The sequence below is a fragment of the Clostridia bacterium genome, assembly GCA_019683875.1.
GTDB lineage: Bacteria > Bacillota > Sulfobacillia > RBS10-35 > Bu92 > Bu92.
In genome coordinates, this window is sequence record JADGHN010000070.1 from 1 (window position 1) to 9,548 (window position 9,548).

A 9,548-nucleotide genomic window follows, 5' to 3' on the forward strand; every position below is an offset into this window, starting at 1 on the left:
CGTAGCGCCCGCCGCTGTGCAGGAGCGCGTGGTTGCGGCCCGTCGTGCCGGACGCCGGCTCGCCCCGTTCCACGACCGCCGTCCGGATGCCCCGCGACGCCAGGTCGTGCGCGATGGCGGCGCCGGTGGACCCGGCGCCGATCACGATGGCCTGATACTCCGCGGCGTCGATGGCCGCTTCGCCTCCCCCGGCCTAGGCTTCCTCCGGCTCAGCCCAGCGCTGCGCCCGCTCGACGGCGCGCTTCCAACCGCTGTACAGCTGCGCCCGCCTGCCGCCTTCCATGGACGGCGTGAACTCCCGGTCCATCTGCCAGTTTTCCGCGACCTGGTCCTGGCTCTGCCACACCCCCGTGGCGAGGCCCGCCAGGTACGCGGCGCCCAGCGCCGTCGTCTCGTTCACCTTCGGGCGGTGCACGGGCACGCCGAGGATGTCCGCCTGGAACTGCATGAGGAAGTCGTTGCGCACGGCGCCGCCGTCGACGCGCAGCTTGTGCGTCTGTACGTCCGCATCCGCGTTCATCGCATCGAGCACGTCGCGCGTCTGGTACGCGATGGACTCCAGCGTGGCGCGCGCGATGTGCGCCCGGTTCGTGCCGCGCGTGATGCCCACGATGATGCCGCGCGCGTACGGATCCCAGTACGGCGCGCCGAGCCCGGTGAACGCCGGCACCAGGTACACCCCGCCGGTGTCCTCCACGCTCCGCGCCAGCTGTTCCGTGTCGGCGGCGTTGTCGATGATGCGGAGCTCGTCGCGCAGCCACTGGACGGCCGCGCCCGTGATGAAGATGCTACCCTCCAGCGCGTATTCCACGCGCCCGTCGATCCCCCAGGCGATCGTGGTGAGGAGGCCGCTCCGGCTCGTCACCGGCGTGCGGCCGGTGTTCATGAGCATGAAGCAGCCGGTGCCGTACGTGTTCTTGGAGTCGCCGGGGTTGAAACAGGCCTGCCCGAAGAGGGCCGCCTGCTGGTCGCCGGCGTCGCCCGCGATCGGGATCGCGCCGCCGAAGAGGGAGGGATCGGTCTCCCCGAACACGCCGCTCGACGGCCGCACGTCCGGCAGCACGCCTGCCGGGATGTCGAGCGCCGCGAGGAGTTCCTCATCCCACTTCAACTCGTGGATGTTGTAGATCATCGTGCGCGAGGCGTTGCTGTAGTCCGTGGCGTGCACGCGGCCGCCCGTCAGGTTCCAGATCAGCCACGTGTCCACCGTGCCGAAGGCGAGTTCCCCGCGCTCGGCCTTGGCGCGCGCGCCCTCCACGTTGTCGAGGATCCACTTGATCTTCGTCCCCGAGAAGTACGCGTCGATGACGAGCCCCGTCTTCGCGCGCACGCGATCGGCCCACCCGCGCGCCTTGAGGTCGTCGCAGGTGCCCGCCGTGCGCCGGTCCTGCCAGACGATGGCGTTGTGCACCGGCTTGCCGGTGTTCCGGTCCCAGACGATGGTCGTCTCCCGCTGGTTCGTGATGCCGATCGCCGCGATGTCGGCGGCCGTGATGCCGGCCTTGGCGATCGCCTCCTTGGCGACGGCCAGCTGGCTCTCCCAGATCTCCGCCGGGTCATGCTCGACCCAACCGGGCTTGGGATAGATCTGACGGAACTCCTTCTGGCCGACGGACACGACGCTGCCCGAACGGTCGAACACGATGGCGCGCGAGCTGGTCGTGCCCTGGTCGAGCGCCAGCACGTACTTGCCTGCCACAGCGCACCCCTCCTTCGAAGCGTGGCCGGGCGCGGGGCCCGGCCCCCTGGCTCTTCAAGCTGCGCGGCGGGGCGGCCTTAAGCCCCCCAGAACGCGGTGTAGAAGAACGCGCCGAGTACGCCGCCGACGATCGGACCGACGACCGGAATCCACGCGTATTCCCAGTCCGAGCCGCCCTTGCCGGCGATCGGCAGGACCGCGTGCGCGATGCGCGGGCCGAGGTCGCGGGCCGGGTTGATGGCATAGCCGGTGGGTCCGCCCAGCGAGAGGCCGATGGCCCAGACGAGGAAGCCGACCAGCAGCGGCCCGATGCCCGAGCCCAGGTTGTTGTGCGTGTCGAGGATGTAGAGCACGCCGGACACGAGGAACGCAGTGCCGATGACTTCGGTGAGGAAGTTCGCCCCGGGCATGCGGATGGCCGGAGCCGTGCAGAAGACGCCCAGCTTGGCGCCCTTGTCCTCCGTGGCCTCCCAGTGGGGCAGGTAGGCGAGCCAGACGACGACCGCGCCCAGGAAGGCGCCCACCAGCTGCGCGAGGATATAGCCCGGCACCTGGCTCCACGGGAACTTCCCGATGGCCGCCAAGCCGACCGTCACCGCCGGGTTCAGGTGCGCGCCGCTGATCCAGCCGACGGCGTACACGGCCACCGCCACGGCGAGGCCCCACCCGGTGGTGATGACGATCCAGCCGGAATTCTGACCCTTCGACTTGTTCAAGAGAACGTTCGCGACGACGCCGTCGCCGAGGATGATCAGCAACATCGTGCCGATGAGTTCGGCCACGTAAGCTGACACGTCAACCCCTCCCCTTCACCCGATGGTCTTCGATCGACGCGGTGTCTGCATGCCGAGTCGCGGTCGCCCTCACCCCCTCCCACAGTGAAAAGCCCGGAACAAGGGGAGCGGTCTCCCCCTCGTTCCGGGCTCTCCACGTCTCAGCCCGAGCGAGCGATTCCTTTGTCGGAGTCTCAATTCGCCGACGGGCGCGCGACTCCTGCCGCCAGGCCGGCGGCCCCGGCCTCCCCGCCGGCGGGGCGGTAGCGCCACACGTCGTGCCGGCTCACCGACACCGCCAGGGCGCCGGCCGACAGCGCCGCGTCGACGTCCGCGAACGTCTCGATGAGCCCGCCGGCCACGATCGGGCAGGCGAGCGTGTCGCGCAGCCGCTCGATCACGCGGGGCACCACGCCGGGCAGGACCTCGACGGCGTCCGGCTGGACCGTTTGCGCCATCTGCACCGCGGTGAGGAGCCCCTTCGAGTCCAGCGCGAAGACGCGCTGGATGGCCAGAAGGCCGAAGTCGCGGACGACGGGCACGAGGCGGGCCTTCGTCGTGATGATCCCGTCGGGACGGACGGCGCGCGCCAGGTACTCGACGGCTTCCGCTTCCGCGGCGAGCCCCTTCGCCAGGTCGAGGTGAAGAAACACCTGCTTGCCGAGCGCCTTGCACTGGCCCACGATGCGCGGCAGCCGGAGCACGTCGCCCCACAGGACGAAGGCCGTCGCGATGGACGGATGGCGCTCCAGCTCGCGCAGGTCGCGGTCCTCGCGCAACGCGGCGATCACCGGCCAGCGCAGGGCGGCGGCGACACGCGGATGCACAACGAACTCCCCCTCGCCACTGAGGTATGATTTTACGTTGGTTTCATGCAGGACCGGAGAGGGTGCCGGGGTCCGTGACCGAGGCGTCCGCGTCGCCGTTGGACGAAGCCCTTGCGGAGGCGTCCGCCAGGCTTGGCCGGCTGTCCCGGTTCGGGATTCGCCTGGGCCTTGAGCGGATGGCGTTCCTGCTGGACGCGCTCGGCCACCCGGAGCGAGCGTACCGGGTGATCCACGTCGGCGGGACGAACGGCAAGGGTTCGGTCTCCGCGGCGATCGCGGCGGCGCTGACGGCCGCCGGGTACCGCACCGCGCTCTACACCTCGCCGCATCTCCACCGCGTCACGGAGCGGTTCCGCCTCGACGGCCGCGAGCTCGACCCCCGCGAGTTCGCGGCCCTGCTGGACGAATGCTGGCCGCTGGTCGAGCAGGCGCAGTCCGCGGGGTTGGACCCCCCCACGGAATTCGAGATGCTCACGGCGATCGCCTACCTCTGGGCGAAGGAAGCCCGGGCGGACGTGCTCGTCCAGGAGGTCGGGCTGGGCGGCCGGCTCGACTCGACGAACCTCGTCGAGGAACCCGCCGTCTCCGTGCTCACCAACGTGGGCCTCGACCACACGGACCGCCTTGGCTCCACCGTCGAGGCGATCGCCCGGGAAAAGTCGGGGATCGTGAAACCGGGCCGCCCGGTCGTCTCCGCGTTCGACGGCGCCGCGCTCCAAGTGCTCCGGGCGCGGTGCGCGGAGTGCGCGTCGCCGCTGTACCTCCTCCAAGAGTGCGCCACCTATTCGGCACGCGCTGCCTGGGGTGCGGATGGCGTGGCGCGCTGGCGCCTGGATTACCGCGGCGTGTCCTGGTCGCTGCGCGATGCGCCGCTGGCGCTCCCGGGCCGCCACCAGGCCGTCAATGCGGCCCTCGCGCTGCTCGCGCTGGAGGTCGCCGCCAGGGAGGCCGAGCTCAAGGTTTCGGAGGCCGCCGCGCGTCAAGCCCTGCGCGAGGTGCGCTGGCCCGGCCGCCTTGAGCTCTTCGCGCTGCCCGGCGGTCCGCGCATCGCGTTCGACGGCGCCCACAACGCGCACGCGGCGGCGGCGCTCGCGGCCACCCTGCCGGAGACCTTCCGCTGGCGCCGCCTGCACGCGGTGGTGGGCATGCTCGCCGACAAGGACATCGACGCGGCGCTCCCCCTGCTGGTGCGCCACGCCGATCGCGCCTTCCTCGTGCCGCCGCCGGGCCCGCGCGCGCCGGCCGTCGAACGGCTCGCGGCCGCGTTGCGGGCGGTCGCGCACCCGCCGTTCACGACGTTCGACGATCCCCGGGCGGCGCTCGCGGCCGCGATGGAGGGGCTTGAACCGCCCGACCTCGTGCTCGTGGCGGGATCGCTGTATCTCGTCGGCGCGCTCCGACCTTCCACCTGAACGCCCGCTCGGTTCATATCCGTTCCCGGCCCGGGGAATCGTTAGCGGGGGACGGATCCTGCATCATGCGGCCATCCGGTCAGCAATGGCGCCGGCTACGGAAAGACGCTGCCTTCACGACCAAACTCGTGGGCACCCTGCTGGCGGAAGTCGCACAACCGGCGACCGACCGGCTCGATCCCCGCCTCGGCCGCTCGTTGAAGCGAATGAAAGCCGCCTTCGGCGTGGCCGGAGACCTCGTCGTACGCCCGTTCCGGCTGGGCGGGCCCGGCAACCGGAGGGCCGCCGTCATCTACCTCGACGGGATGGTCGACGCGCGGGTCGTGCATGAAGACATTCTCGACAGCCTGCAGAAGACCGGCGTGGAGGGGGGCTTCGTGCAGGCGGGGGTCGAGGAGCCGAGCCGCCGCCGGTCGCGGAGCGGTCCCCACACCATCCCGGCGCCGCTGGCCGCCGGGCAGGTCGCGTCGACGTCGAAGCTGTCGAAGGCCGTCGACGCGGTCCTCGGCGGCAAGGTCGTGCTGCTGCTGGATGGCCACGCGCGCGCCTGGCTGATCGATGCCAAGGGGTTCAAGACGCGCAGTCCCGAGGCGCCGACGACGGAGCAGGACATCCTCGGCTCGAAGGAAGGGTTCATCGAGGACCTTCGCGCCAACACGAGCATGATCCGGCGGCGCATCAAGAGCCGGAACCTGCAGCTCGTCGAGATGACGATCGGGCGGAAGAGCCGCACCCGGGTCACCGTGGTGTACCTGGCGGACGTCGCCAACCCGGCGCTGGTGGCCGCCGTGCTCTCCCGCTTGCACGCCATCGACGCCGCCACGATCAGCTCGGCGAACGCGCTGGCCATGTACGTCAAGGATGCCCGCTGGACCCCGTTCCCGCTCGCGGAGCTGACGGAACGGCCGGACATGGTGGCCATGGAAGTGATGGACGGACGCGTCGCGCTCCTCGTGGAGAACGACCCGTTCGCCCTGCTGGTGCCGGCGACCTTCTGGGACTTCTTCCACGCCGCCGACGACTACAACCAGAACGCGTGGGGCGCCACGCTGGGACGCCTCGTCCGCTTCGTGGCGTTCTTCTTGAGCGCGCTCCTGCCCGGCCTGTACACCGCCTTCGTCATGATCCACCTCGACCTCGTCCCGTTCGACCTTGCGCTCTCGGTGGCGGGCAGCCGGCAGGGCGTGCCCTTCCCCGCCCCCTTGGAATACTTCTTCCTGATCCTGATGTTCGAGATCATGCGGGAAGTCTCGATCCGCATCCCCAAGACGATGGGTCCGACGATCGGCGTCGTCGGCGGTATCGTGCTCGGACAGGCGGTCGTCCAGGCAGGGGTGGTGAGCTCGCCGCTGATCGTGGTCGTCGCGCTCGTGGCGCTGTCGCTGTTCACCACGCCGCACTACCAGATGACGGTGGCGGCGCGCATCCTCGCGATCATCAGCCTCGCCGTCGGCACGGTGCTGGGGGTGTACGGCACGCTCCTCGCCGCGATGACGGTGATCATTCACCTCGCGTCACTGACGTCCTTCGACGTGCCGTACCTCGCGCCCGCGGCGCCCCTCTCGCGCGGGCTGCTGCTCGACACGCTGGTCCGGGCGCCATCCGCCGCCCTGAGGCGCCGGCCGTACCACTACCAGCCGATGGACGTGCGCAAGCGCCGTCCATACCGGCAGCCTGTGCAGTACCCCGACCTGGAGGAGGCGCGCTGATGCCGGTCCGCACCGCACGCGCCGCCGTCGCCCTCGCGCTGGTCGCGTGTCTTCTCACGGGGTGCTGGGACTCGCGGGACCCCAAGTCGCAGGACATCGCGATCGGCCTCGGCTTCGACGTCGCGCCGGACGGCAAGACCCTCGTGGCGCTGGCGCAGATCGCCACCGCCTCCTTCCTGGCCCAGACGTCGACGGGTCCCGGCGGCCAGGGAGGATCGTCAGGCGGGGCCCAATTCGTGCTGGCCCAGGGACGGGGGACGAACCTTCCCCTGGCGCTTCAGGACATGGACCTGGCCGTCGGCAAGAACCTGTTCTGGGGACAGGTGAGAATCTTCTTCATCGGCAGCGCCCTTGCGAGACAGGGCGTGGGGTCGATCGTCGACCAGCTCGTCCGCCATCCGTTTCTGCTCAGCAGCGTCGACATCGTGATGATCGACGGGCCTCTCCAGCCCGCGCTGCAGGCGCCGCCCATCGACAGCAACATCAGCTCGATCTTCGTGCTGAACCAGCTGCAATCGATCGGCCGCAACACGGTGTTTCCCGTCGCGACCTGGTCGTTCTTCGTGGCGGAGCACACGCCGGGGTGGGCGCCCGTGATGCCCGTATTCCGGCTTGAGAAGCAACCGGGCGGCTCCGTCCTGAGGCCCGTCGGCCTCGCCGTCTTCCGGCGGAACCGCCTGGCGACGAAGCTCCTCGGGACGGAAGCGGTCGGCTATCTCGCCTTGAAGAACGAACTCCGACAGACGGCGCTGGGCATCCCCACCCCCGAAGGCACGGCGGGGCTCGGCAACGTGTCGGTGAAGACGGCCTTTCGGGTTTCCCGCTGGGAGAACGGTCTTCCCGTCTTCGCCGTGAACGTGATCGTCGAGGGCGAGATCCAGAGCGCGCCGGGCGGCAAGGCGCGTTTGACCGTCGGGGACGTGCGCCGCCTGGCCGACCTCACGTCCGAAACCGTGAGGGGCTACATGGCGTCGAGCCTCGAAACGCTGCAACGTGCGGGAGTCGACGCCGTCGGGTTCGGAGCGTGGCTGTACTACCATGACCCGGCGGCCTTCCGAAGGCTGTCCCCGTGGGACGCGACGTTCCGCGACCTGCGCTTCGAGATCCGCGTGCACACGAACCTCCGGTACCGGGGGTGGCGCACGTGACGCGGCCGGAGGCGCGCACGCCGATCGCCGGGCGGGACATCGTCTGGTGGACGTCGACGAGTTTCACGGCCCTCGGCCTGTTCACGTTCCCGAGGGACATGGTGTCCGCCGCCGGATTCGGGTGGCCCTACGCGTTGGCCGCGGAGGTGGCCGTCGCCGCACTGTCCTCGTGGCTCATCCTGCGGCAGCAGGAACGGTTCCGCGGGCTCACGCCGGTGGAGGCGGCCATGCGCACGATGGGGCGCGCCGGCCAGGCGATGGAGATGCTCATGGGCCTCATCATGCTGCTCATCCTGACCTACGCGTACGCCAGCTTCGGCAGCCTGTTCCATGAGACGACGCTCCAGCTCACGCCGCAGTGGGCCATCACCGGCGCCATGGCCCTGTTCGTGTGGTACGCGGCCAGCACCGGGATTCGCGCCGTGTCGCGCATGCTGCAGCTCATGACGCCCTTGATGGTCGTGCTGGGCGCGGCGATTTTCTCCTTCGCGATCTGGGGCGTGAAACCGACGTTTCTGATCCCCCATTGGACGGGCATCGGCCCCGTCCTCTCCGGGGCGTATCGGGGCATGTTCATCCTCGCCGGCCTGCAGAACCTCTTCGTGTACGCCGCGTATTCCCAGGACTGGCCGGTCGACCGTTACGTGTTCCGCGGCCTGTCGCTGAACATGGCCGTGCTGGTCGTCGTGCTCATCACCACGATCGGGAACTTCGGCGTCGACGCGCTCCAGTGGATCACCTGGCCCGGGACGTTCCTGGCCAAGTCGATCGAACTGCGGGGATTTTACGTCGAGCGCGTCGGTTTCCTCGTCATCCTCGCGTGGGTCGGCTGGGTCGCCCTCTTCCTGATGAACACCACGCTGACGACCGCCATGGCCACGGCGCAGCTCTTCGGGAGGAAGGCCGAAGACTTCCGCCGCTTCGTCCCCGCGCTGGCCGTCGGCCCGTACGTGTTGAGTCTCCTCATTCCCAACCAGAACACGACCGAGTACATCTCCAACGCCATCATCTCGCCGTTGACGCTCTTCATGCTGATCGGCAAGCCGCTGATCCTTCTCCTGGCCGCGAAAATGCGCGGCGCCCGGCTGAAGGACGTTCCGCCGGGCGCCGTGCCGCCGGTGGAGTTCGCGTCGAGGCGCGATTGAATCACAACGTGCGGCTGCGCACGCGTTCCAGCAGGACCTCGGCGAGCGCCTCGACGGGCATGGCGCCCTCCTCGCCGCCGCGCCGCGAGCGGACGGCCACCTCGCCGCGCTCCGCCTCCCGCTTGCCGACGACGAGCATGTACGGCACCTTCTCGACCTCCGCCTGTCGGACCTTGTAGCCGATCTTCTCGCTGCGGTCGTCCAGCTCCACGCGCAGGCCGGCCGCCTTCAACCGCGCCTGCACCTCGGCGCCATAGGCGGCGACCTCGTCGGTGATGGTCAGCACCCTCGCCTGGACCGGCGCCAGCCACAGCGGGAAGTCGCCGGCGAAGTGCTCGACGAGAATCCCGGTGAAGCGCTCGAGGGAACCCAGCACGGCGCGGTGGATCATCACCGGCCGCCGCTCCTGGCCGTCGCGGTCGACGTAGTGCAGGTCGAACTTGATCGGCAGCTGGAAGTCGAGCTGGACGGTGGCGGTCTGCCACTCGCGGCCGAGCGCGTCGGTCACGTAGAAGTCCAGCTTCGGGCCGTAGAAGGCGCCGTCGCCCGGGTTCAGGCGGAAGTCGCGGCCCAGGCTCCGCAGCGCGTCCGCCAGCTGCGCCTCCGCCTTCTCCCAGAGCGACAGCTCGCCCATGTAGTCCTCCGGCCGCGTGGAGAGCACGATCCGGTACCGCATCCCGAAGGTGCCGTAGATCTCGTCGACGATCTCGATGACGTCCCGGATCTCGTCGGCGATCTGGTCCTCTCGCACGAAAAGGTGCGCGTCGTCCTGGTGGAAGCCGCGCACGCGCAGGAGGCCGTGCAGCGCCCCGGACCGCTCGCAGCGGGCCAGCGG

General features: G+C 70.0%; 9 protein-coding genes. 4 read left to right on the top strand and 5 right to left on the bottom strand.

Annotated elements, in window-relative coordinates; all coding sequences use genetic code 11:
• The 4 genes from IRZ18_06710 to IRZ18_06725 form a co-directional block, all read right to left on the bottom strand.
• Nucleotides 1-172 (bottom strand): FAD-dependent oxidoreductase (locus IRZ18_06710; protein ID MBX5476797.1); only part of this gene is annotated, 172 nt, incomplete at its 3' end.
• Between the two features lie 21 nt (nucleotides 173-193).
• The gene (gene glpK, locus IRZ18_06715; protein ID MBX5476798.1) at nucleotides 194-1,699 is read right to left on the bottom strand and encodes a glycerol kinase GlpK; all 1,506 of its coding nucleotides are present in this window, start codon (nucleotides 1,697-1,699) and stop codon (nucleotides 194-196) included.
• Nucleotides 1,700-1,776: 77 nt separating this feature from the next.
• Entirely contained in the window at nucleotides 1,777-2,493 is a 717-nt protein-coding gene (locus IRZ18_06720; GenBank protein ID MBX5476799.1) for an aquaporin family protein, read from the bottom strand.
• A gap of 173 nt (nucleotides 2,494-2,666) precedes the next feature.
• Nucleotides 2,667-3,299, bottom strand: a complete 633-nt coding sequence (locus IRZ18_06725) for a glycerol-3-phosphate responsive antiterminator (GenBank protein ID MBX5476800.1) — start codon at nucleotides 3,297-3,299, stop codon at nucleotides 2,667-2,669.
• A 26-nt stretch (nucleotides 3,300-3,325) separates the two neighbouring features.
• Between IRZ18_06725 and IRZ18_06730 the strand changes: the two genes are divergently transcribed.
• From IRZ18_06730 to IRZ18_06745, 4 genes are all read left to right on the top strand, one after another.
• On the top strand, nucleotides 3,326-4,711 hold the full coding sequence (locus tag IRZ18_06730; protein MBX5476801.1) for a bifunctional folylpolyglutamate synthase/dihydrofolate synthase: 1,386 nt from the start codon (nucleotides 3,326-3,328) through the stop codon (nucleotides 4,709-4,711).
• Nucleotides 4,712-4,839: 128 nt separating this feature from the next.
• Nucleotides 4,840-6,420: a spore germination protein gene (locus tag IRZ18_06735; GenBank protein MBX5476802.1), complete on the top strand. Its 1,581-nt coding sequence runs from the start codon at nucleotides 4,840-4,842 to the stop codon at nucleotides 6,418-6,420.
• Entirely contained in the window at nucleotides 6,420-7,568 is a 1,149-nt protein-coding gene (locus IRZ18_06740) for a Ger(x)C family spore germination protein (GenBank protein ID MBX5476803.1), read from the top strand. The genes IRZ18_06735 and IRZ18_06740 overlap by 1 nt, the downstream gene beginning before the upstream one ends.
• Nucleotides 7,565-8,713, top strand: a complete 1,149-nt coding sequence (locus IRZ18_06745) for a GerAB/ArcD/ProY family transporter (protein ID MBX5476804.1) — start codon at nucleotides 7,565-7,567, stop codon at nucleotides 8,711-8,713. Before IRZ18_06740 ends, IRZ18_06745 begins: the two co-directional genes overlap by 4 nt.
• 1 nt (nucleotide 8,714) lies before the next feature.
• Here the strand turns inward: IRZ18_06745 and IRZ18_06750 are convergent.
• On the bottom strand, nucleotides 8,715-9,548 hold an 834-nt coding region (locus tag IRZ18_06750; GenBank protein MBX5476805.1), incomplete at its 5' end, for a threonine--tRNA ligase.